Raw genomic sequence first — 22810 nt, 5'->3', positions numbered from 1 at the left:
GCGCTATACCGGACAAGTCAGATTGTCTTGAAGGAAAGGTGGCGGAAAATGTCCGCTCTCGCCCCCACGCTGTTCTCTACCGCAGGTTTGATCGGAGGTTACAAAGTAGCTCGTTCAACCGGAAACCGCCCGCTCGGCGGTGCCGTTCTGGCTGTTGCCGGTGCGGCCGCGTTCAAAGGCTGGCAGAAAAATGCGGGAACCGGCACGGCTGCGGCCCTGACCGGTATTTATGTCCTCTCCTTCGGACTGTCCCATCCGCTGGCCAAGAAGATCGGTGCCTGGCCGAGTGTTTACACGGTGACTGCCGCGACCGGCGCCGCGTCGGCCATCTTGGGGCGCGACGTCGCCTCGCGCACCTCCGCCAAGTAGTGAGCACATTGTCGTCCCAGGACTCGGCAGGCGCTGCACAGGAACGCACACGGTGGGACCCCGAGCAGTACCTCAAATTCGGTTCTGAACGAGCCCGCCCGCTCGTGGACCTCCTCCAGAGGATTCCGCTGACCACGGTCCAGAACGTCGTCGACTTGGGCTGTGGGCCCGGTTCCGATACCCCGATCATTCACGGACACTGGCCCGAGGCGGTGGTGCACGGTGTCGACAGCAGCCAGCAGATGATCGACGCTGCCCAAGGGCGCGGGGAGTCTTTCGCTCGGTACGAGCATGCCGACGTCAAAGAGTGGTTGGACGCCCGCCGAGTCCATGGCTGGGCAGGAGAGGAGCCCCAACTCATTGTCTCTAACGCCCTGTTCCAATGGGTTGACGGCCACGAGACCTGGTTGCCCCAAGTGGCAGACCTCTTGCCGAGCGGCGGTGTATTCGCTTTTCAGGTGCCGGGCAATTTCGACGCCCCGTCCCACGTTCTGCTGCGCGAGATCGCTGGCCAACCGAAGTACGCCCGGCATATCGACGAAAAGCTCCGGGACAAAATCATCCGGGCCCGGGAGTATTTGGCTCTCTTGTCCCGTCCGGGATGGTCGGTGGACGCCTGGGAAACAACGTATCTCCACGTTCTGCAGGGGGAGGACCCTGTATTCGACTGGATCTCCTCGACGGGGGCCCGTCCGGTGCTCAACGCCCTGCCGGAGCCCGTCAAGGGCGAGTTCGTCGAAGAATACAAAGCGGCACTTCGGACGGCTTACCCTGCCGAAGCCCACGGGACCGTCATGCCGTTCCGCCGGGTATTCGTCGTGGCCGCGCGGCTCGCCGAAAACTGATATCCCAGCCCGGCCTCATGAGTTGTACCAAGATGTGAGACATCGAGGAAATCACACGACACGCGGAAAGAAGAATAATGACTACGGGAAATACCGAATTCACCCCACGGCTCGCGCGCAATTTTGCGGATACGGAAGATTCTCCGGTCCGGGCGCTCCTGGACCTGGTGAGTCGACCCGGGGTGATCTCTTTCGCGGGCGGTATTCCGGACTCCTCCTTTTTCGACCTGGGCGCCATCCGCGCGGCCTACGAGGCATCCCTGGCTCGGCCGGAGCGTTCGCTCCAGTATTCGTCGAGTGAGGGCGAGCTCGAGCTTCGCGAAGTGATCGCCGCGAACCTCACGTCCGAAGGCATTCCCTCCCAGTCTGACGACATTCTGATCACCACGGGCTCGCAGCAGGGCCTGACCCTCATGGGACAGGTGATGGTCGACAAAGGGGACGTCATCCTGGTCGAAGACCCGACGTACCTGGCCGCATTGCAGACCTTCGGGTTGGCTGGAGCGCGTTTTGAGCCCGTCGAGTGCGATGACGAAGGCGTGATCCCGGAAGCCCTGGACCGGGCGATCGCAGCGCATCGACCGAAGCTCGTCTACCTCATCCCGAGTTACCAGAATCCGAGTGGCCGCACGATGTCGGCGCGGCGCCGTCACGACGTCGCCCAGATCCTTCTCAGGACCCAAACCATGCTGATCGAGGACGACCCGTATTCGAGCCTCCGCTATTCCGGTGAAGCGCTCGAGCCGATCTGCGCGATCGAAGGCATGGCGGAGCAGACTGCGCTCCTGCAGACATTGTCCAAATCCGTTGCTCCGGGAATCCGCCTCGGCTGGGCACGCGTGCCGTCCTCGATCCGTGACGCGATGATCGTCGGCAAGCAGGCCATTGACCTGCACAGCTCCACGGTGGATCAGTATGCGGCCGCTTACTATCTCGCTCATCCGGAGACGCATCAACCCGATGAGGAGAAGCTCCGGGTCTATGGCGAGCGTCTGCAAGCGATGGTTCGCGAGCTGCCCCATGCTCTTCCGGAGGGTTCTCGCGTGACCTCGCCCCAAGGGGGAATGTTCTTGTGGGCCGAATTGCCGGAGGCCTATGACACGGACGCTCTGCTGCCTTATGCGATGCGGGAAGGTGTTGGGTTCGTGCCCGGCAGCTCATTCCACGTGGACACGAGCATCCGGAACACGATGCGAATCTCCTTCGTCACCAACGCGGAAGAGGAAATCGTCGAAGGCGTGGCGCGACTTGGTCGAGCGGTTGCCGCCTACGAGGCGGAGCAGCTGAAGGTGTGACCCGGTCCCTCCTGCGAGACGACGATGGTGCGTGCGCCGTGTCGGGTCAGGGCGTTGCGCAGGATCGCCGCCTCGTCGGGGTAAACCGGGCTCAGCCGACCGCGACCCGCCGCGAACGCGGGGAACTGACCGTCGGATCGTTGGGGATCCAATACCGCAAGGGAGCATCCGCATTCTTGCTGATGCCGATGCGCTTGCCTCTGACGTGCTCGACCGGTTCTCGAGCCTCTTCTATCCAGAACTCGACGGTGGACTCCGCGATGTGGTCTCCGCGAGCCGCCTGATGGACCGGCGTTCCGTTGTCCGTCAAGCTGAGCCCCAGGGCAGAACCCAGGTTTCCCGGTCCTCGGGCCAGACCGGCGTCGAGGACGCTTTCGCCGCGTCGGGTACGCACCTCATCCCACCCGGAAACGACCTCTCCGGCCCGCATCAGACAACCGGAGGCGGTTCCATCAGGGGAGCAGACCAGGTTCCCGGCACGGTGAATCCCGTACGACGCGTACACATAGAGGTGGCTAGGCGCGCCGAACATTGTCGCGCACCGCGGCGTCGGGCCTTTGTGGGCGTGCGACGCCGGATCGACGGTGCCGAGGTAGGCCTCGACTTCTGTCAATCTGATCGCGACCTGCCCACGATGAATTACTGCCCCCAGAAGCTGGGGAGCCACGATGTCGGCAGACTGGGTGAAATCGATCATTGCACCATCGTGGCACGCCGGGTCGCGAGTCTCACAGCCCTGAAACGCACCGTCCGGGCGGATGTTCTTCCGCAGATCGGTTCCATCAGCTAAGCTGGAGAGTACGTCTGGCTGCAGTCCGTGGTTGCCACGCGTCCCTCGTTCCGTGATCCTCGGGCGGCGATATCCGCCCGGGACTGTCCTCGGTGCGTTGGGTTCCCGGCGGCATTCGCCGTATCGGGCCGTTCACGGCACTAACTCTAGGAGTTAATCAGTGGCACTGGATCCCGCTGTCAAGCAGGAAATCATCAAGGAATACGCAACCCACGAGGGCGACACCGGTTCGCCCGAGGTCCAGGTTGCAGTTCTGACTCGTCGCATCAGCGACTTGACCGAACACCTTAAGTCCCACAAGCACGACCACCACTCGCGTCGTGGTCTCATGATTCTCGTTGGTCGCCGTCGCAACATGCTCGGCTACCTGCGTCGGATCGACATCGAGCGTTACCGCGCGCTGATTCAGCGTCTCGGAATTCGCCGATAAAGACGACAAGCGTGAGGGGCGGCGCCGCTGTGACGGAATCCGGCTTCCAAACATGGAAGACTGGATACCGGACGGCAGCGCCGCCCTCTCGCTACCCACAGCGAGCTCCCACGGAAGGATCCGTGGGACTTCAGTAAAAAATACGCGTAGGGCCTATCCTCTCCTTGCGGTCCTCGGTAGTGGCCTCCGGATGTATTCATCCGTGGGCCTCGATCGAAGACCGAGTCGAGGCGGGTCCGCGCGAAGTACAAGAAATGGAGGTGACCCTTGGAGGGTCCCGAGATTCAATTCGCAGAAGCCATTATCGACAATGGCAAATTCGGCCAGCGCACCGTTCGCTTCGAAACCGGCCGCTTGGCCAAGCAGGCTGCGGGCTCCACGCTCGTGTCCATCGACGAAGAAACCAGCATGCTGTCGGCAACCGCTGTCGGCAAGCACCCGCGCGAAGGATTCGATTTCTTCCCGCTGACGGTCGACGTCGAAGAGCGCATGTACGCCGCGGGCCGCATCCCGGGCTCGTTCTTCCGCCGTGAGGGACGCCCCTCGACGGACGCCATCCTGGCATGCCGCCTGATCGACCGCCCATTGCGCCCTGCCTTCGGCAAGGGAATCCGCAATGAGGTCCAGGTCGTCGTGACCGTTCTGACGATCGATCCTGACGAAATCTACAACACCGTTGCCATCAACGCCGCCTCGATGTCCACGACCCTCTCCGGAATGCCGTTCCAGGGACCGGTCGGCGGCGTCCGGGTCGCACTGATCGACGGTCAGTGGGTTGCATTCCCCAAGCATTCGCAGCTGGAGAACGCAGTGTTCGACATGGCGGTTGCGGGACGCGTCGTGACCAAGGCCGACGGAACCGAAGACGTCGCGATCATGATGGTCGAGGCCGAAGCCACCGACACCTCATGGGACCTCGTCCAGTCCGGCGCGACAGCGCCGACCGAGGACGTCGTGGCGGAAGGCCTCGAGGCAGCCAAGCCCTTCATCAAGGCGCTGTGTGATGCCCAGTCGGATCTGGCCAAGCGTGCCGGCAAGCCGGCCATGGAGATCGAGCGCTTCGGCGGATACGCCGACGAAGTAGCCCAGGCAGTCGAGTCCAAGTTCTCCTCAAAGATCAAGGACGTCTACTCCATTGCGGGCAAGCAGGAGCGCGAGGTCGCTTCCGAAAACCTGCAGAAGGAAGTTGCCGAGGAACTCGCCGGTGAAGGCAAAGAGTTCGAAGGCCGCCTCGAGGAAGTCAATGGTGCTTTCAACGCCTTGACCAAGCAGACCGTGCGCCAGCGCATCCTGACGGATCAGGTCCGCATCGATGGCCGCGGACTGACCGACATCCGTCAGCTCACGGCAGAGGTAGAAGTTCTGCCGCGCGTGCACGGATCCGCGATCTTCGAGCGCGGCGAGACCCAGATCATGGGTGTCACCACGCTCAACATGCTCAAGCTCGAGCAGCAGATCGACTCCCTCTCTCCGGTCAAGACCAAGCGGTACATCCACCACTACAACTTCCCTCCGTATTCCACGGGCGAGACCGGCCGCGTCGGTTCCCCGAAGCGCCGCGAAATCGGTCACGGTGCGCTTGCGGAGCGCGCGATCACCCCGGTCCTGCCGTCGCGTGAGGAATTCCCATACGCGATTCGCCAGGTTTCCGAGGCGCTCGGCTCCAACGGTTCGACGTCAATGGGCTCAGTGTGCGCCTCGACCCTCTCGCTGCTCAACGCCGGTGTGCCGCTGCGCGCTCCGGTGGCCGGTATCGCGATGGGCTTGGTCTCGGACGAGGTCGACGGCGAAACTCGTTACGCCGCTCTGACCGACATCCTCGGCGCAGAGGACGCATTGGGCGATATGGACTTCAAGGTCGCGGGTACATCCGAATTCGTGACCGCGATCCAACTCGACACCAAGCTCGACGGAATCCCCGCCTCGGTGCTCGGTGCCGCGCTCAAGCAGGCTCGCGAAGCCCGCCTGCACATCCTTGACGTGCTGACGGCCGCGATCGACGTTCCGGATGAAATGAGCGAGTTCGCCCCGCGTATCATCACGGTGCACGTGCCCGTCTCCAAGATCGGCGAGGTCATCGGCCCGAAGGGCAAGATGATCAACCAGATCCAGGAAGACACCGGCGCGGACATCACGATCGAGGACGACGGAACCGTTTATATCGGTGCCGTGGACGGCCCTTCCGCTGAGGCCGCACGGTCGGCGATCAACGCGATCGCCAACCCCCAGGTTCCTGAGGTCGGAGAACGCTACTTGGGTACGGTCGTCAAGACCACGACCTTCGGTGCTTTCGTGTCCCTGACTCCGGGCAAGGACGGGCTGCTGCACATCTCCGAGCTGCGCAAGCTCAACGATGGCAATCGCGTGAGCGACGTCGAAGACGTCGTTGGCGTCGGGCAGAAGGTCCAGGTCGAGATCACCAAGGTTGACGACCGCGGCAAGCTGTCGTTGGCCCCTGTTGTCTCCGAAGAAGAGACCGCAACCGTCACTGAGAGTGACGACGAGGAGTAATTTCCTCCGAATCTCTCCCACGAAAACCCCGGTCGGATCCCAGAGGATCCCGCCGGGGTTTTCGTCGAATTGGACGACGTGTCCTGGGGCCTTAGACTCGTCGCCGGAGGCCGCCGCGATCGACGACAACTCATTGCGAACGGGCTCGTCCCCTGTCACCTGATCAATCTGAGGAACTGACTGAATACATGCCATACGCATTGGGCTTGAACCCCGAGGACCTCGTGGAAGAGCTGAATTACGAGGAAGGGCGCCTCGTGTGCTCGGGGGAGGGCGGCAACGAAGTCCGCCGTTCCGTCCTGCCCGGAGGCGTACGTGTTCTGACGGAACGCATGCCTGGCCAGCGCAGCGTCGCGTTGGGGTTCTGGCTCGGCGTGGGTTCGCGTGATGAGACACCGGGCATGTACGGTTCGACGCACTTCCTGGAACACCTGCTGTTCAAGGGAACCCCGTCACGCAGCGCTCTCGACATCGCGGAAGAGTTCGACGCCGTTGGCGGTGAATCCAATGCGCTGACGGCCAAAGAACATACCTGCTACTACGCGCGAGTACTATCCGAAGACGTGCGCATGGCCGTGGAGGTCATCGCGGACATGGTGACGTCGGCGAAGATCGATCCCCGCGAACTCGAACAGGAACGCGGGGTCATTCTGGAAGAGATCGCCATGGACCTCGACGACCCGACCGACGTGGCCTTCGAGAACTTCACCGCGAAGATCATGGGTCAGCACCCTTTGGGCAGGCCGATCGGGGGCACACCGTCCGAGATCACAAGCGTTTCGCGTGAAGCGGTGTGGGAACACTACAACAAGCATTACACTCCGGATCGTTTGGTCATCTCCGCGGCGGGCGGGCTCGAACACCGCGAAATCGTCCGACTCGTTCTCGATGCCCTCGAGGCCGCCGGGTGGGATCTCACGGAAGGCGCGATTCCCGCGGCGAGACGGGTCCGCCACCCGGCCGATATTTCGCCGGAATACGGTGGCCACACGGTCGACCGGCCGTTTGAGCAGGCCAACGTGATTCTGGGCACCACGGGTCTGATCGCTGGGTCACAGCAAAGATTCGCGATGTCCGTGCTCAACGCGTGCCTGGGCGGCGGGATGTCCTCTCGTCTGTTCCAGGAGATCCGCGAAAAGCGCGGACTCGCCTACAACACATTTTCTTTCGGTGGTTCCTACTCCGACGCCGGCTATTTCGGTATGTACGCGGGGTGCACCGCTGACAAAGCGCCCGTAGTCGTGGACCTGATGAGAGCAGAATTGGACCGGCTCGCGGACAAGGGCCTGCAGGAAACGGAATTGAACAAGGTCACGGGACAACTCAGCGGCGCAACGGTTCTCGGCAGCGAGGACGCCGGATCTCGGATGTCCAGACTGGGCCGGTCCGAATTGGACACCGGTCATTTCACGGACCTCGACGAACTCCACGACAACATTCGTGCGGTCACGGCGCAGGAAGTCCAAAGCCTGGCTGGGGAACTGGCTGCGCGCGATAGCGTGACCACCTGGGTCGGAACCGGGGTCGCCGCGGCACGCGAATCCGCCGTCGGCTCGTAATAGCTATGTTTTGAATGTGATCTGGGTTAAGGTTTTACGCATGTGTTCCTCGATCTTCGTGACAGGCGAAGCGAAGTCCCCGTCGAATAACCCGATCACCAACCAGTTCGGTCTCTTCTTCATCGGGCTCGTCATCGACACGGACACTCACCGAATTCTCGATGCAGAATGCACGGCGACGTTGGCGCTGACGAATACCTTCGTCAGGAGCTTGATTGTCGGGGCCAGCATCGAAGAGGAGGAAAGCCTGGCGGAACAGATCTCCGTCAGATACCACGGGTCGTCCCAACGGGCCTTGATCACCGCGTTGCACAACGCGGCGACCAAGTATCGTTGCGCGACCACCAAGACTTAACAGGCATCCCCTGATTGCCTGGTCCCTCGGCGGGGACCGGATCCAGTCGGAAATACCAGACAACTTTGTCCCGGTGTTTCCGACTTTTTTGTTACTGGGGGTGCGGGAAGGAAACGAGCATGATCACCGATGGCTTCCTCTTCTTGGGGGTCTTGCTTGCACTGGCCGCCGTCATCGTGTTTTGCGAGAAGCGCTCTCGCTACAAATTCTTTCGATACGTTCCGGGCTTCGTGCTCATGTACATCGTCACGGCGCTCCTGAACACCGTGGGGGCATTCGGCCAGAGCGACGACGTCGTGGACCTGGGCTCGGGAGTCCAAGATGCTCTCCTGCCGGCAATGATCCTGTTGCTTCTGTTCCAATGCGACGTCCGCAAGATCATCAAACTCGGTCCCAAGCTTCTGCTGACCTACGTGGTCACGGCATTCAGTATTTTCGTTGGATTCGTGGTCGCATACCTGATCCTCCACAGCGTCCTTGATCCCGAGGCCTGGAAAGCGCTCGGGGCACTTTCCGCTTCCTGGACCGGCGGGTCGGCCAACATGGTCGCTGTGCAGTCGATCCTGCAGGCGCCCCAGGACGTCTTCGGTTACGTTCTCATCGTCGACACGATTGTGTACTCGGTGTGGTTGCTGGTCATGTTCGGATCCGTCTCGATTTCGGATAAATTCAACGCCTGGACCAAGGCCGATACCCGTTATCTCGATGTCCATTCGAATGCCGAGGAAGGACCCGCGCAGAAGCCGATCGATCTGGTGTCGCTGATCTGCGTGATCGGTTTCAGCATCTTCATCTCCTCCGCGGCAACCAAAGTCGGAGAATTGCTCCCGGAAATCGGCGTCGTGGTCACTTCGAGCACCTGGACCATTCTGATCGTCAGCGTCCTCGGGCTGGTTATCGGCTCGACGAAACTCGGCAACGTCGCAGGATCCAGCGAAATTGCGATGGTCATGCTCTACCTGATCATCGGCATCATCGCCTCCCAGTCCGATTTCGCGTCGCTTGGACAGGCTCCGCTCTACTTGGTGGCCGGTGTGATTGTGATGATCGTCCACATCGGGATCGTGGTGGTATACGCCAAATTGACCCGGACGGAGCTATTCAGCCTGGCCGTTGCCAGTACAGCGAATATCGGCGGTATCGCCTCCGCACCCGTGGTAGCTAGCGCGTTCAACCGCCAGCTCGTACCCGTTGGTGTGCTCTTCGCCCTGATCGGGGCGTTTGCGGGTACATTCTTCGGTCTCATGACCGCACAAGTTCTGTCGGTGCTGTGATGTCGCACTCCACACCAGGGAAGGAAAAGAAAAATATGGTTTCGAACGGACAAATTCGGGTGCGGGACCTCCGCGCCATGCCGTACAGCGGACCCCTCAAGCGCCCCTTTGTCACCTCGCGCCGACGCGTCGATTCCATCCAGGGGGTCCTCGTCGAAATGGATCTCGATGACGGCTCCCACGGATTTGGCACCGCCGCGGAAACGTGGGCAGTCACCGGAGAATCCGTGGCCTCTGTCCTCGCCGCGATCAACGGGCCCCTCTTCGAGGCACTCATCGGAAAGGACGTGTCCTTGCGGGAAGCGGAGGACGCGGTTGCGAACAGTTGCGAGGGGAATATGAGCGCCAAGGCCGCGGTCGACGTCGCTCTCCACGATGCCTGGGCATCGAGCCTGGGATTGCCTCTCGTCGCGGCGCTGGGCGGGCGCAGCGATGCGCACGCCGTGACCGACATGACGATCAGCTTGGGGTCGCCGGAGACCATGGCACGGGAAGCCGTCGCGGCCAGCGAGGAAGGTTTCGAAATCCTCAAGATCAAGTTGGGCAGCGACCCTCGGACTGATCTGGACAGGCTCGAGGCCGTCCACGAAGCGGTCCCGGCTGCACGGTTTCGGCTGGATGCCAACCAGGGGTGGGAAACCAAGGAAGCAATACGCATGATTCGGCGTCTTGAAGATACGGGGATACCAGTGGACCTCGTCGAACAGCCCACGCCCAAAGGAAATTTGGAAGCCCTCGCGAAGGTAACGGCCGCCGTTGAGACCCCGATCATGGCCGACGAATCGGTGGCTACCGAGCGAGACGCCCTGAACGTGCTCCGCCGGGAGGCAGCGGACCTGATCAACATCAAACTCGCAAAATGCGGAGGCATTCGCTCGGCCATGTCGATCGCCGATCTGGCGGCGGTCTCCGGTGTCGGTTGCATGATGGGGGCCATGATGGAACCTCGCGTATCCATTGCCGCGGCCGCCCACGCGGCGCTGGCTCATCCGAACATCCAGCTGATCGACTTGGACTCCGCCGAATGGATCCAGGACCCACGCATCGCGCGAGGGTACGAGCGCGAGGGATCAAAGATTTCCCTCGCTGAGACTCCGGGGCTCGGCATGGACCTTGACCCCTCACTCACGGAAGGAACAGCATCATGAGATTTCACCGAATTATCGCGGCCGCCGGAGCCTTGGGCCTGGCATGTTCTCTCGCCGGAGCGCCGGCCATGGCGGAGTCCGACGGAGGAAGCCCGCAGGCGGCCACGCCAGGGGAGGGGATCAGTGTCGGCGACACTGCATTTGTAGACACTACGGTCGCAACGCTATGGGGCGAGCCCGGCAAGGACCGGCCGATCGACAAACCGTCCACGACCAACCCGGTGGATCTCGACCAGTGGAACAAGAATATGGAGGATACCGAAACCCGGGGCTGGTTGACCGGCAACACGGAAACCCAGGCAGTCTACGGCTCCGAGGTTTCGGTAACCGAGATTCAGGGCGACTGGTCCAAGGTCGTGGTACACGACCAGTCGACCCCGAAGAATGAGCAGGGGTACCCGGGTTGGGTCCCGACTCGGCAATTGATCGAGAACAACACCTTCGACCACCAGAAGGATGCCGGTCAACGAGCGGTCGTCACATCGCAGAAGGCCACGCTGACCAATGACTCGGGGAACGCGGATGAGAATCTGGAGCTGAGCTTCAACACCGAGCTTCCCGTGGTTCAGCGGACCGAATCCGGAGTGCAAGTGAGCTTGCCCGACGGTGGGACGGGCTGGGTCCAGCCGGACGAGGTCGCGCTCTATTCCCCGGGTGAGGGACCCTCCCGTCCGACCGGCAGCGACGTCGTCGAAACCGGCAAACAGTTCTTGGGCCTGCGTTACCTGTGGGCCGGTGTATCAGCCTACGGATACGACTGCTCGGGCTTCACCTACAGCATGTACCGAGCCCACGGGATCGATATCCCGCGCGATGCGGACGCACAGGCCGAATTCGGCCAGGACGTCGCGGAAAGCGACCTGCAGCCCGGCGACCTGCTGTTCTTCGCCCAGCCGGGAGGCACGGGTGCCGTCCACCACGTCGGCATGTACATGGGCGATGGGAAAATGATCCACGCCCCCAACGAGTCGACCACTGTTTCGATCACCGACTGGAAGCAGTGGGACTCGAAGAGCGAGTTCTCAGGCGCCAAGAGAATGCTCTGATCTTGTGTCCGTCACGGCCCGGGCGCAGAACGCGTTATCGGGCCGTGGCTGCCGCACCATGGCGATGATGTGTACTACGTTTCTGGATAAGAGCCTGTGACCGGAAGAATCTCGGGCTGAACGACAAAGTGGCAGGACACAACATGGCGAGAGGGCTGAAGGATATTGTGAATTCCTCACAAGGAGCGTCGGACACAGCGGACAGGATCGGTGCGACGACCGCTTTGCGAAGGCGCGTCAGAAGCAGACTGTCAGCGCGGCGATACAAACCTCAGCAGATCAGCCGGCGGTCCCAGCTGGACACGTTGCCCTTGCCCGCGGGTCGCGTGGTTTTTCTCGGCGACAGCATCACCGAACACGGGCAGTGGCAGGAATGGTTCCCGGACATCCCCGTCGTCAATCGCGGAGTCGGAGGAGAGACCAGCGGGGACATACTCGAACGGGTGGACGGCGTCATCAACAGCCCGTCGGCGGTCATGCTCCTGATGGGCACCAACGACATCGGCCAGGGGAAACCGACCGAAGGAATTCTGAACAACCTCGCCGGGATTCTGGACCACATCGATTATTGCGCTCCGGGGACGTCCGTGGTGGTCCAGTCGATCATGCCCCGGGCTCTTTCCTACCGCGGCGAGGTTCTCTGGGCCAATGAGAGAATCCGGGAGATCGTTGCCTCGTACCCGGAGAATATTCGGTACCTCGACCTGTGGCCGGCACTGGCCACCCCGGAGGGGGCCTTGCGTCCGGAACTGAGTGAGGACGAACTCCACCTCAACGGGCCCGGGTATCAGGCGTGGGTCCATGTCCTCGAGCCTGTTCTCCGAGAACTCACCGTCGGCTCGCACACGGGGTAGACCGCAGAACGGCCCGACGGCTTCGGAAGCCGCCGGGCCGTTCTATCCGGTGAACCAGCCCGCTCAGGCCAGCCCCTCCAGCGTGCGCAGCACTGTCCCGAACTTGGAGGCCGTCTCGGCGTGTTCGCTTTCGGGCGTGGATCCCTGGACGATACCGGCTCCCGCGTAGAGCGTAATGTTCCGCTCCTGAATGCTCGCACACCGAAGGACGAGGGACCACCGACCGTTTCCGGCGGAATCGGTCCATCCCACCAAGCCGGAATAGTAACGCCTCGATTGGCCTTCGAGCTGACGAATCGCCGCGACGGCCTGTGCTGCCGGTGTTCCGCCCACGGCCGGGGTCGGGTGGACGGCCAGGGCCGCCTCCAGCGCCGAAACACCGGGCTTCAGAAGACCGGTGATCCGGGTCCCCAAATGCCACATGGAGTCCGTCCCGAAGAGCTCCGGTTCGGCGGGCACGCGGAGTTCACGCGCGAGCGGGCAGAGAGCATCGCGGATATGTCGGGTCACGAAGCCGTGTTCGTGCATGTCCTTGGGCGACGAGCCGAGAAGTCGAGCGGCCTCGTCGGCCTCGGGCCCGCCCGGAGAACGGCCGAGGGAACCTGCCAAGGGATGGGTCACGAACCTGGAGTCGTTGAGATCCGCGATGATTTCCGGACTGGCACCGAGCCATGTGACCCCGTCGCTCAACCGGATCCGAAAGATATCGGCCCTGCCTCCAGCAGAGGAGAGCCGCTCCAGGATCCGTTGCTCGGTAGTATCCCGGTCTTCTCCCGGAAGGGGCAAGGTCATAGAACGGGACAGCACGATCTTTTTCATCTCACCGAGCTCGATCCGATCGAGGGCCTCCGAGACGATTCTCCGGTAATGCGGAGAATCCGGTGTGGTGTGCCGTGTTGTCGGAGCCGAAGCTGTACGTCTCGACACCTTCTGCGGAATCCACGCTGCTTCGCCAGTTATCCGCAACTCGGCCGGCTCGGAAGTGTCGAAGGGAATGATGCCGTAGAGCACCTGGGTCCGGCTCGTGGCCAGCTCCCGGTCGCGCAACCGATTCATCAGGTCTCCGGCCGCACCCGATTCGTGGGCGAACACCGGACGCAGAATCTCACCGCCCGATGCCTCCAGTGTCCATCGGCCTGAAGAGAACGTGAAATTCGGTTCGGGGTCCGTGGCTCGGTCCGGGTCCGTCGCCGGATGCGCCGTCAGTGTAGAGGGGTTCATCGTTGGGTGGCTCCTCCATCTACGGTCAGTTCCGCCGCCGTGATGTGAACTGCCCTAGCCGAAACCAAGAACTCGACGACCTCAGCGATATCCGCCGGCTCGGCGATGCGCCCCAACGGAATGCCTGTCCGATACAACCGGGAATCGCCCGCGACGGTCTGTTCCGTACGGTCGGCACCTTGCCACAGGGATTCCACCATGGGAGTCCGCGTCGTTCCCGGGTTCACGACGACGCAGCGGATTCCGGCCGAACCGACCTCCAATCCGAGGCTACGGGTGTAGTGGGAGGCGAAGGCCTTGCTGGCACCATAAGCGGCGAAGTCAGCACGCGGCCCGGTGCCCGCGTTGGACGCGACCGTCACGATGGATTTTTCGGGGCGTTGACCCGGCTCATGATCACCTTGGCGGATCATGGTGCGTGCAGCGGCGGAACTGACGTTGACGACACCGAGCGAATTGACCTCGATCATGTGGCGAACTTCCGATTCGGGGGCTTCCAACGCCGGTCCGGTCGCGATGATTCCGGCAGCGTTGATCACTGATCGAAGGCGGTATCGTGAGGACAATTCGTCGAAAACTTCCGTGACCGCGCCCGCGTCTGTGACATCGAGGTCGATGTACTCGACCCCAGAATGCTTCGGCTTGTCGGCACCTTCAGAGGCCGCGCCGGTACGGTCCGTCGAAATGACCACGGCATCACGGTGATCGGCGGAGCGGCGCCTCAACAGACTGACAATCTGGCGTCCGATGCCTCCCGAGCCGCCCGTCACGACAATTGCGTGAGGAAGTTCTTTCACCAGGCCATCTCCTCGATTGGACGCAAAGCAGCACCGAACTCTTCGATCACGGCCGAGGCCGCGCACACCTGACCGCAGCGGCCGGCGACGTAATCGAGGGCCATCTGATGGTGCTCACGGTCGAAATCCGCCTGAGCATCGGCAACGAAGAAGACCTGGATCCCCCTCATATATGCTTCCAACGCGGTAGCCAGGCACCCGATGTGGGAATAGACCCCGGTGATGACCAGCTGGTCCTTCCCGTGATTGCGCATCCGGTGTTCGAGGTCGCTGCGGTAGAACGCGCTGTATCGCCACTTCGTCAGAACAGTGTCTTCCGCATGTGGATCGAGCTCGTCGATGATTCGGGCCGCTTCCTCATCCGTCAGTCCCGGCCCCCAAAAGTCCGTCAATAACTGACGGTCGGCCGGGTCCTGAGCCGGAGGCTGAGCGGTGTACACCACCGGGGCCTCGGCGCGGTGAAAAGCTTGCCGGAGAGCCGCAGTGTTGTCTACCGCGGCGTCGATCTGCGAACCCGGCGAGCGATCGAATGCGTCGATGAAATGGTTCTGCATGTCGTGGATCAGGAGCAAGGCCCGTTGGGGGTCAAGCCGCCAATCGGTTCGGTTCGGCCATGGCGTGGGGGAATCGAGGTGATAGGGCAGGATTCTGGGTAGTGGCAAGGGGGCTCCTCACAGGTGGGGTTGAGATGATGGGAATTGCTTTCTCACCGAGAAAGCAAAGACATGAATGTGTTGTTGAGACCGTCGAGGACGGCCCCACGCCACCAGGCGAAATCGTGCCCACCGGCGTACGTATCGAACGTTGTTGCCCAACCCGCGTCGAGCATGACCTGATGGAGTATTCGGCCATGGGGAAGGGTCAGTCCCTCGCGCTCGCCGACGGCCATGCTGACTCGGACGTCGCCTGCAGCGGATTGATGGAACCTTTCGGTGATCCAGTCCATTCCTTCGCGGGCTCCGAGATCTCGGGGTTTCGAGGCTCCGTCGGGGGTCCACCACAGGGAGGGCGAATGGGCGAGGGCATGACCGAAGACGTCGGGCAGTTCGAGGGCGGCGACGAGCGCGGAAAGACCGCCGAGACTCTGGCCGACGATCACGCGGTCTTCTCGACCGGACAGTTCCACTCCGGCGGATTGTGCGCGCTCTTCGGCCCAAGGAATGGCATGGTCCGCCACTGCGCGAAGGAAATCAGAGTTCGCCCCTAGATGGGCAATCCGATCGGGCGTGTCGGTATTGGAGATACCTAGTACGGCCAGCGGAGGTATCCGCCCGGCCTCGACCGCGGCTTCGATCGCGTGGTGGAGCGAGAGATTGCCGAACCAGATCTCGGCGTCGAAGATCGTGACCAAGGGCACGGGAGAACCGTCGGCGCCCGGCGCTTCCGGGGAGGGCACATAAAGCCAGTGGTCACGGGCCGTTTCCTCGGCGAGGTCGCAGGGCAGTGTCCTCGTGCTCCTGAATATCCGGCCTTCCACGATCCGGGACGTGTGTCTGTCCCATTCCTGTTGGGCGGGGGAGAGTGGCCCCGAATACAGGGAAAGTCCGTGGGCGCCGCGATCCACGAGGGGATCCGAGGCGTTGAAGATGTCCCGAAGCGTGTCATATCGGTTGAATCGGGGCGGGCCCGGGTGCGGGGTCTCCTCGGGTTTCATGGGTTTGAAGCCGTAGCTGACCCGCAAATTCGGCTCAAGTTCCAGAGTCCTGACCCAGATATCGGTTCCGGGAACGTGTCGCATCAGACCGTGGTCGTAGTTGTCCTTGTCTGTGACCCTGTTCATGGCGAGGTGAACGGATTCGGTGCCCTGTGGATCGTCCTGGACGTGAGTGCCCCGCCAGAGAAAAGTAACCCTGCTCGAATCGGGGTCATTGATCGGAGTGCCCGACCGAGCCACCTGCTCCCACCATTGGCGAAGTTCACCGGTGTCGGCATGTGCCCAGGATCGGATCACAGCGTCTTCGTCCAAGAAGCCTGTGATCGTCGAAGGGCGATTCTGGCAGTTCATCGTTCGGGCGCATCCTCAAAGGTTGTCAGTCGTTTGCGGCATCCCTAAGGATCTACCGCAAATAAGCTATAGAAATCTAACTTATTTCATATTGAATCTCGGTGTGCAAGCGCGAGAGGGGAAGCGGGACGAGCATCGCGCCTCAGATTGAAATGTTGTTTGACCTGATGGACATCAACTCACAGATATGGTTAGGCTCAACAAACGTCGTATGCAGTAAAGCTTAGCTCCCTGAATTCTAAGGATATTGATGAGAGTCCTCGTGATCGGTCCGCCCCTTTACGGGCTGTTGTACCCCGTGATTTCCCTGGCTCAGGGGTTCAGGACAGCTGGACACGAGGTGGTCGTGGGAACCGCCGGTGAAATGGCACAGCATGTTGCCCAAGCCGGCCTCGTGTCCTTCGACGCCGCTCCGGCCCTCGACCCGGACGCCGAATACCGACGTCGGGAAGCAGAGCGGAAACGTCAGAATCTGGGAACGAAGCCGGGAGATTTCTCGTTCTTCAGCTACGAAATGACGGACCGACTGGTCGAGTTCACGGGTCAGTGGCGCCCCGACCTGATCGTCTACCCGCCGCTGGGAGTGGTCGGCCGACTGCTGGGTGCCCGATTCGGAATACCGACTGTCCTGCAGACCGTGGGATTTGCGCACCAGCAGAAGCATGTGGACACGGTCACCAGCTCATTGAGGGAGAAATTCAAGGAGCACGGCGTCGGTGAACCGTGTGAGGACGTGGCCTGGCTTGACGTCGCACCACCCAGCATGAGCGTTCTCGAGCACCCGACGGAGAGAACCCTGCCCATGCGATACGTTCCGTACAACGGCGGAGCTGTCTTCCAGGATTGGTGGCTTCGTCCCAGCAAACCTCGCGTCCTCGTGAGTCTGGGAACCCTCAAGCCCATGGTGGATGGCCTCGATCTGATTCAGTGGGTCATGCACCGGGCTGACGAGATCGATGCCCAAGTGGTTCTTCAGCTCAAGGACAATGCACGCGAAGAACTCGTCGACGAACTCCCCGACAACGTGGTCCTGACCGACTGGATCCCCATGGGCGGCTTGGTCAACAACTCCGATGTTTTCATCCATCACGGCGGAGCCGGAAACACTTTTACCGCTTTGGCCGCGGGAGTTCCTCAGATCGTCTTCGGCGAGGGAGCCGACCGACCCATGAACGCCAAAATCGTTCAGGACCGCGGCTGCGGGATTGTGCCTGACGAAGAAGGACTCACCGCGGATACGATTCGCGCCGTGGTTGACGGGCCCGCGTACAAGGAACAAGCCGGTCAGGTTCGCTCGGAGATCCAGGCCATGCCGGGACCGGCCGAGATCGCCGACCGGTTGGCTGGCGTCTTGGTGGGGGTGTAGATCATCTCTTCGACCGTTCACACCGGAGCCGCGACTCTCCGAAAGGAGGGTTGCCTCCGTCGGCTGATTCGTGTCTGCTGCGAATTTCCTCGCCTCGTTGTCCTGATTCTTATCGTGTCCGTCGCAACGATCGCGGCCGTCGTCGCCGGTCCTCTGCTGACGAGAGAAGGCATTAACGGGGCCATGGACGGGGACGTCTCCAAACTGTGGTGGCTCGGGGCCGGACTCGTGGCGATCGCCGCATTCGACTTCCTGGGTGACTACCTGCGTCGCTTCGCGGCGGGCAAGCTCTCCCTTCGCGTGCAGCACCGCCTCAGAAGCAGGGTCTTCGACTCGATTCAGAGGCTCGACGGTCCGGCTCAGGATTCGTTGCGGACCGGACAGGTCGTCTCGCGTACCAACAACGATCTGCAACAGGTCCAGTCCATGCTGCAGATGTGCCCGGTCCCCGTCTCTGTCATCTCCTACTACGTATTCGGAATCGGGGTCATGCTCTGGCTGTCACCGAGTCTGACCCTCATCGCCGTGTCCGTCGTGTTTTTGCTGGGCATGACTGCTTGGCGAACACGAAAGCGGGTTTTCGAGACGTCGGCCAGAGCGCAGCACGACGTCGGCCAGATCACCGAGAACATTCGCTCGGCCCTGTCCGGGATATCGGTGGTCAAGTCATTCGTCCAGGAGACCCGCCACGTGAAGTGGGTCGAGAAGGCAAGCCATTGCCTGTTCTCCCGCCGAATGCAGACCATGCGGGCCCAGGCGGCACCCAGCGCGACGATGCTCGCCCTTCCTCCCGCGGGGCAGGCTGCACTGCTCCTGGTCGGCGGATGGCAGGTCACCACGGGACGCCTTGACCTCGGAACCTTTGTTGCGTTCTCCACGTATCTGAGCATGCTGACCGGTCCGACCCGCGTCATGGCCTCTTTCCTGGTGATCGCGCAGCGGACCCGCACGTGTGCGGAAAGAATCTTCGAGCTGACAGACGCCAAGCCCGAGATGCGGGATGGCGAGGCAACCCCGCCCCGGAGCACCGGGTTGGAGATGCGCAACGTTTCCTTCGGATACACTTCGGACGAACTCGTTCTTCGCGACGTGAACCTGACCGTCAAGCCGGGGGAGACCGTCGCGGTCGTCGGGGCCTCCGGCTCCGGAAAATCAACCCTTGCGCTTCTGGCACCGCGCTTCTACGACGTCAGCGGTGGCTCCGTGCTCATCGGCAACCCGGCGGATGCCTCGGACGTTCCCGAGGACGAGCGCCCCCGCGATGTCCGGGAACTGAAGCTCGAGGAGCTTCGGCGGGACGTCGGTGTGGTTTTCGAGGATCCGTTTCTTTTCCGCGCCACGGTGCGAGACAACATCGCCTACGGGACTCATGCCTGTTCGGACGAGGACATCCGGACCGCGGCCCGAGCGGCCGGTGCCGATGAATTCATCGCGCGTCTGGACCGCGGGTACGAGACCGAATTGGCCGAAGGCGGTCAGAATCTCTCAGGCGGGCAGCGGCAACGTATTGCCCTGGCCCGAGCCCTGCTGACCCAGCCCAAGGTGCTCATCGTCGACGACGCCACGAGTTCCGTGGACGCGACCACGGAGAGCGGCATCAACGAAACCTTGCGGCACTACGCGAGCGCCGACCGTCAGGGAGATTCTTCAGCCCGGCGTTGCACGCTCTTGATCGCCCGACGCCGCAGTACCCTCGACCTCGCGGACAGGATTGTCGTCCTGGACCGTGGCCGGACCGTGGGTGTGGGTACCCGTGAACAGCTCCTTCGGGACTGCCCGCAATTCGGCGAGCTCATGGCCGGTGGACACGAGGCCATCGACCGAGTATCGGCAGACGCGAGTCTTTGGCCCGCGGCCGAGGACCCGGACGGTACCGAGGATGACCTGGCAACCGATATGCCGGAAGGCGACTCGGCGAAACCCGGCTCTTGGCTCACGACCCTTCCCGAATCCGTGGTGAACATGGCCGCCGATTCGAAAATCACGCGCGTCGTCCAGATGTTGAAGCCCGTCAAGGGCCTCTTCGGCGCGGCCCTGATCCTGATTGCCCTGAGCGCGCTGGTCAACGTGCTGGTGCCTCTCATGATTCAACGAGGCATCGACCTCGGGATCGCGCCGAGGGACCACTCAACGTTGCTCCTCTACGCGGTACTCGCGTGGGCAATGATCGCCGGGGACTGGTTCTTCTACATCGGGCAATCGCTGTTCAGCTCCAAGGGCTCGGAATCCGTTCAATACGGCGTTCGCGTGCGGAGCTTTCGCCACGTCCTCGGATTCGGACTTCCATACTTCGAGAAGGAACAGGGTGGACAGGTCATGACCCGGCTGACCGTCGACGTCGATTCGCTCTCGCGTTTCCTGCAGACGGGCTTGGTCAACGGGACGATGTCTCTGATCTCGATGTTTGGGATCGGAATCGCCATGCTGATCTTCAACCCGTTGCTCGCCGTCATTGCGTTGTCCCCGATGCCGCTGGTTCTCATAGCGACCCTGATATTCCGCAAACTGTCTACTAAGGCCTACGACCAGGCGAGAGAGGACATCGGAAAGGTCAACAGCTCTCTGCAGGAGAATATCTCCGGTCTGCGCGTGGTCCAATCGCACGGAAAACAGTCCGTGGCGGCCGGGTTCTTCCAGAAGGTCTCCGACACATACCGGAAATCCCGCGAGAAGGCGCAACGCTACATCGCCCTCTACTTCCCTTTCGTCGTGTTCTGCTCCCAAGTATCCAACGCATTGGTCCTTGTCGCCGGCGCGCACTTCGTCTCCGATGGCAGCCTGACCCCTGGCATCATGGCCGCGTTCTTGTTGTTCCTGGGACAGTTCTATGCGCCGATTCAGCAGCTGGCAAATATTTTCGATTCGTACCAGCAGGCGCGAATCGGCCAGAAGCGGACCGACGAACTGTTGTCCACCCCGCAAGAGGAAAGCGATCTCGTGGATTCGGACGAGCCGCATTCGCAGAATCCGGCTCGACTCTCGGGCGATATCCGCTTGAGCGGGGTCGGCTACACCCACGATGGTGCCTCCCAACCGGCCCTGAAGGATATCGACCTCGAACTCGCGAGAGGATCGAGCCTTGCCGTGGTCGGGAGCACCGGTGCCGGGAAGACGACCTTGGTCAAGGTCATGGCGTGGCTCTACCAAGCCGACCAGGGGCGAGTGCTGGTCGGTGGCAGCGAACGCGGTGGCCTGAATCGGCAGACCTACCGGCGGCGCGTCGGTGTGGTCAACCAGGCACCACACCTTTTCGACACCACGATCGCCGAGAACATCCGGTATGCGAGGCCCGGCGCGACGAATGCCGAGGTCGAAGAAGCCGCGCGACGCAGCGGGGCGATCCTCGCGATTGCTCGTCTGCCCAGAGGTTTCCAGTACCGCGTCGACGACGGCGGGGCGAATCTTGCCCAGGGTCATCGCCAGCTCATTGCGCTCGCCCGTGCCGAGCTCGCCGGAACGGATCTGCTGCTCCTGGACGAGGCTACGGCGCACCTCGACGCCGCATCGCAATCGGCCGTCATGGATGCGCTAGAAGCCACGGACGCGACCTCCGTGATCGTCGCACACAGACTCGCAACGGCCGCTCGGTGCGACCGAGTCGCCGTCATGGAGAACGGAAGGATCATCGAGTTCGGGACCCATGACGAGCTGATCACGCTGGGCGGCAGATACAGCCAGCTCAACGCTTCCGCCGCCCCCGTACCTGCTGCTTCCGACCGTGGCTGAAGAACCACCCCTAAGGAAGGGCCTTGTCGGCCCGAAGAAAAGAGGAAATATGTCACCGCATCATGAGAAACTCAACGAATCGAAGACCGTCGCTGTCGAGGAGAACGAACGCCCGTATCCTCCCGCGGACGGAAGCAACGGCAGAACACGTTCTCGCCGTGCCAGGGCCTGCCTGCGCGCCACGAGAGCGTTCGCTGCGCTGAGCATCGGAGCGCTGGTCTTGGCCGGTTGCGGGGACGCAGCCAGCACCGCCTCCGAAGGGGATCAGGCCAGCTCGAGCTCGGAGTCCTCATCGTCCGGCAACGGACAGGATCTCAAGCTGCCCGCCGGTTGGAAGCACGCGGTCGGCACCACCAACTTCGAGGACATCAAGGCTGATCCCCAGCTGCCCACCACGGTCAAGGACGGAACCGGAACCGAGGTCACGGTCAAGGACGCGTCCAAGATCATCTCGGCAGGGGATGGCATTTCGTCGACTTTGGCGGCCCTCGGCCTCCAGGACAAGATTTACGCCGCCCCGAGCAACAGCACCTCGCCCGCCGGCAAGGATGCCCCGGAGCACTTCGAGTTCAGCAAGCAGACCGGAACCGAAGGACTTCTGGCCCTGGACGGAACGTTGTTCATTGGGGACAACACCAAACGGCACGGTGAGGTTGCACAGCAGTTCCGTGACGCAGGAACCGACGCCGTCGTGGTGGACGACCAAACCACCCAGGCAGACAAACTCCAGGCAGTGGCCGACTACGTGGGGGCTCACGATGCCGGCGTGCAACTCGTGGATTCCTTGAACGCGGATATGGACAAGGCCAAGAAGAAGGTCAAGGACTCCAACCTCCAGGACCACAGCGTGATCCAGGTGACCTCCAACGGAGCCGGTGGCCAGAACTCGGTTGCGGGTACCGGAACACCCGGAACCGAGATGATCGAAAGCCTCGGTATGAAGTCCGTGGGGGCCGAGAGCGGGCTGCGCGGCCTGTCCCGCGAATTCAGCAACGAGGGGATCCTCGCGTCCGACCCGGACGTGATCGTACTGGCCGAGTCGGACTACGAGGCTTGGGGAAGAGAAGACGGATTGTGGGAAGCGTTCCCGACCCTCAAGGAGACTAAGGCCGGTAAGGAAGGCCGAATCGTGGTTATGCCGGACGCCCAGGTTCGCTACTCGAGCCCCGAACTGGGCGCCGGGGCGGAAGCTCTCGCCAAGGCGATTTCGGAGTTCTGA

The 22810-nt window shown here is 62.2% G+C and carries 19 protein-coding genes; 14 read left to right on the top strand and 5 right to left on the bottom strand.

Going from position 1 to position 22810, the window contains the following annotated elements; genetic code table 11:
* Positions 1-48 precede the first annotated feature (48 nt).
* The 3 genes from EWR20_RS10430 to EWR20_RS10420 all read left to right on the top strand — a co-directional run bounded on the left by EWR20_RS10430 (position 49) and on the right by EWR20_RS10420 (position 2509).
* Entirely contained in the window at positions 49-369 is a 321-nt protein-coding gene (locus EWR20_RS10430; protein ID WP_129360617.1) for a hypothetical protein, read from the top strand.
* A complete protein-coding gene (locus tag EWR20_RS10425) occupies positions 369-1214 on the top strand; it encodes a methyltransferase domain-containing protein (RefSeq protein WP_238147706.1) in 846 nt (281 codons plus the stop codon). Before EWR20_RS10430 ends, EWR20_RS10425 begins: the two co-directional genes overlap by 1 nt.
* Before the next feature lie 77 nt (positions 1215-1291).
* Positions 1292-2509 (top strand): aminotransferase-like domain-containing protein, encoded by a 1218-nt coding sequence (locus EWR20_RS10420; RefSeq protein WP_129360615.1) that lies wholly within the window; start codon positions 1292-1294, stop codon positions 2507-2509.
* 91 nt (positions 2510-2600) lie between these two features.
* Here the strand turns inward: EWR20_RS10420 and EWR20_RS10415 are convergent, their stop codons facing one another.
* Positions 2601-3206, bottom strand: coding sequence for a DNA-3-methyladenine glycosylase (locus EWR20_RS10415; protein WP_129360614.1), 606 nt, complete (start codon positions 3204-3206; stop codon positions 2601-2603).
* Between the two features lie 253 nt (positions 3207-3459).
* Between EWR20_RS10415 and rpsO the strand changes: the two genes are divergently transcribed.
* The 8 genes from rpsO (at position 3460) to EWR20_RS10375 (ending at position 12476) form a co-directional block, all read left to right on the top strand.
* A complete protein-coding gene (gene rpsO, locus EWR20_RS10410) occupies positions 3460-3729 on the top strand; it encodes a 30S ribosomal protein S15 (RefSeq protein WP_129360613.1) in 270 nt (89 codons plus the stop codon).
* 267 nt (positions 3730-3996) lie between these two features.
* Positions 3997-6240: a polyribonucleotide nucleotidyltransferase gene (locus EWR20_RS10405; RefSeq protein ID WP_129360612.1), complete on the top strand. Its 2244-nt coding sequence runs from the start codon at positions 3997-3999 to the stop codon at positions 6238-6240.
* 188 nt (positions 6241-6428) lie between these two features.
* On the top strand, positions 6429-7799 hold the full coding sequence (locus EWR20_RS10400) for a M16 family metallopeptidase (RefSeq protein WP_129360611.1): 1371 nt from the start codon (positions 6429-6431) through the stop codon (positions 7797-7799).
* 40 nt (positions 7800-7839) lie between these two features.
* Positions 7840-8154 (top strand): DUF3870 domain-containing protein, encoded by a 315-nt coding sequence (locus EWR20_RS10395; RefSeq protein WP_129360610.1) that lies wholly within the window; start codon positions 7840-7842, stop codon positions 8152-8154.
* Between the two features lie 119 nt (positions 8155-8273).
* Positions 8274-9428, top strand: coding sequence for a DUF819 family protein (locus tag EWR20_RS10390; RefSeq protein ID WP_129360609.1), 1155 nt, complete (start codon positions 8274-8276; stop codon positions 9426-9428).
* A gap of 35 nt (positions 9429-9463) precedes the next feature.
* A complete protein-coding gene (locus EWR20_RS10385; protein WP_129360608.1) occupies positions 9464-10576 on the top strand; it encodes a dipeptide epimerase in 1113 nt (370 codons plus the stop codon).
* Complete coding sequence (locus EWR20_RS10380) at positions 10573-11622, top strand: C40 family peptidase (RefSeq protein ID WP_129360607.1); 1050 nt, start codon at positions 10573-10575, stop codon at positions 11620-11622. The genes EWR20_RS10385 and EWR20_RS10380 overlap by 4 nt, the downstream gene beginning before the upstream one ends.
* Before the next feature lie 167 nt (positions 11623-11789).
* Complete coding sequence (locus tag EWR20_RS10375) at positions 11790-12476, top strand: GDSL-type esterase/lipase family protein (protein ID WP_165001016.1); 687 nt, start codon at positions 11790-11792, stop codon at positions 12474-12476.
* Between the two features lie 63 nt (positions 12477-12539).
* On the opposite strand, the gene EWR20_RS10370 is transcribed toward EWR20_RS10375, so the two are convergent.
* Genes EWR20_RS10370 through EWR20_RS10355 form a run of 4 tightly spaced genes read right to left on the bottom strand, consistent with a single transcriptional unit; the run spans position 12540 to position 16499 of the window.
* Entirely contained in the window at positions 12540-13697 is a 1158-nt protein-coding gene (locus EWR20_RS10370) for an isochorismate synthase (RefSeq protein WP_129360605.1), read from the bottom strand.
* Complete coding sequence (locus EWR20_RS10365; RefSeq protein WP_165001015.1) at positions 13694-14494, bottom strand: SDR family oxidoreductase; 801 nt, start codon at positions 14492-14494, stop codon at positions 13694-13696. The genes EWR20_RS10370 and EWR20_RS10365 overlap by 4 nt, the downstream gene beginning before the upstream one ends.
* Entirely contained in the window at positions 14491-15156 is a 666-nt protein-coding gene (locus EWR20_RS10360; protein ID WP_238147705.1) for an isochorismatase family protein, read from the bottom strand. The genes EWR20_RS10365 and EWR20_RS10360 overlap by 4 nt, the downstream gene beginning before the upstream one ends.
* Before the next feature lie 44 nt (positions 15157-15200).
* On the bottom strand, positions 15201-16499 hold the full coding sequence (locus EWR20_RS10355) for an alpha/beta hydrolase-fold protein (protein WP_129360603.1): 1299 nt from the start codon (positions 16497-16499) through the stop codon (positions 15201-15203).
* Between the two features lie 250 nt (positions 16500-16749).
* On the opposite strand from EWR20_RS10355, the gene EWR20_RS10350 reads away from it, so the two are divergent.
* The 3 genes from EWR20_RS10350 to EWR20_RS10340 are packed head-to-tail and all read left to right on the top strand — an operon-like array spanning position 16750 to position 22810.
* A complete protein-coding gene (locus EWR20_RS10350; protein WP_129360602.1) occupies positions 16750-17865 on the top strand; it encodes a nucleotide disphospho-sugar-binding domain-containing protein in 1116 nt (371 codons plus the stop codon).
* Positions 17866-21591: an ABC transporter ATP-binding protein gene (locus EWR20_RS10345; protein WP_366150744.1), complete on the top strand. Its 3726-nt coding sequence runs from the start codon at positions 17866-17868 to the stop codon at positions 21589-21591.
* A gap of 49 nt (positions 21592-21640) precedes the next feature.
* Positions 21641-22810 (top strand): heme/hemin ABC transporter substrate-binding protein, encoded by a 1170-nt coding sequence (locus EWR20_RS10340; RefSeq protein WP_129360600.1) that lies wholly within the window; start codon positions 21641-21643, stop codon positions 22808-22810.

It is taken from the genome of Rothia uropygioeca (genome assembly GCF_004136585.1).
Taxonomy (GTDB): Bacteria; Actinomycetota; Actinomycetes; order Actinomycetales; family Micrococcaceae; genus Rothia.
The sequence above is the reverse complement of the archived record's forward strand: the minus strand, read 5'-3'. Positions and strand labels throughout refer to the sequence as shown.

Bases quoted from the DNA above. Each gene is read 5' to 3' on its own strand.
- EWR20_RS10395 (WP_129360610.1), top strand. From the start codon at position 7,840: ATGTGTTCCTCGATCTTCGTGACAGGCGAAGCGAAGTCCCCGTCGAAT.
- EWR20_RS10350 (WP_129360602.1), top strand. From the start codon at position 16,750: ATGAGAGTCCTCGTGATCGGTCCGCCCCTTTACGGGCTGTTGTACCCC.
- EWR20_RS10380 (WP_129360607.1), top strand. From the start codon at position 10,573: ATGAGATTTCACCGAATTATCGCGGCCGCCGGAGCCTTGGGCCTGGCA.
- EWR20_RS10430 (WP_129360617.1), top strand. From the start codon at position 49: ATGTCCGCTCTCGCCCCCACGCTGTTCTCTACCGCAGGTTTGATCGGA.
- EWR20_RS10385 (WP_129360608.1), top strand. From the start codon at position 9,464: ATGGTTTCGAACGGACAAATTCGGGTGCGGGACCTCCGCGCCATGCCG.
- EWR20_RS10420 (WP_129360615.1), top strand. From the start codon at position 1,292: ATGACTACGGGAAATACCGAATTCACCCCACGGCTCGCGCGCAATTTT.
- EWR20_RS10340 (WP_129360600.1), top strand. From the start codon at position 21,641: ATGTCACCGCATCATGAGAAACTCAACGAATCGAAGACCGTCGCTGTC.
- EWR20_RS10415 (WP_129360614.1), bottom strand. From the start codon at position 3,206: ATGATCGATTTCACCCAGTCTGCCGACATCGTGGCTCCCCAGCTTCTG.
- EWR20_RS10355 (WP_129360603.1), bottom strand. From the start codon at position 16,499: ATGAACTGCCAGAATCGCCCTTCGACGATCACAGGCTTCTTGGACGAA.
- EWR20_RS10390 (WP_129360609.1), top strand. From the start codon at position 8,274: ATGATCACCGATGGCTTCCTCTTCTTGGGGGTCTTGCTTGCACTGGCC.
- EWR20_RS10370 (WP_129360605.1), bottom strand. From the start codon at position 13,697: ATGAACCCCTCTACACTGACGGCGCATCCGGCGACGGACCCGGACCGA.
- EWR20_RS10400 (WP_129360611.1), top strand. From the start codon at position 6,429: ATGCCATACGCATTGGGCTTGAACCCCGAGGACCTCGTGGAAGAGCTG.